The sequence below is a fragment of the Bacillus cereus group sp. BfR-BA-01355 genome (genome assembly GCF_022663675.1).
GTDB classification, from domain to species: domain Bacteria; phylum Bacillota; class Bacilli; order Bacillales; family Bacillaceae_G; genus Bacillus_A; species Bacillus_A thuringiensis_S.
Genome location: NZ_JAKUFY010000410.1, coordinates 1 through 254, shown reverse-complemented (window position 1 = coordinate 254; position 254 = coordinate 1). Strand labels below are relative to the sequence as shown.

Here is a 254-nt window from a genome sequence, read left to right as displayed (position 1 = left end):
TGGATGGGAAGAGGGATTGTTTTGAAATGTATAAATTGTGGGCAATCTTGCGAGGAGGAACAGTTAAATTGTGCAAGTTGTCAGCGAAACTTGGATAATGAACAAGAGGAAGGTAGCTCGTTAATAGATAAAGAACTAGAAGTATATGTAGGGAGACAATATCCGTATTACAAAAGGAAATGGGAACTTGAGAATAAGCGGATTGCTAGGTGGAGTTGGAATGGTTGGGCTGCTATTTTCAATATAGGCTGGCT

1 protein-coding gene is annotated in these 254 nt (G+C 39.8%); it reads left to right on the top strand.

The features are described from left to right. Positions 1–3 precede the first annotated feature (3 nt). A partial coding sequence (locus MR167_RS32270; RefSeq protein WP_242316296.1) for a DUF2628 domain-containing protein occupies positions 4–254 on the top strand: 251 nt, incomplete at its 3' end.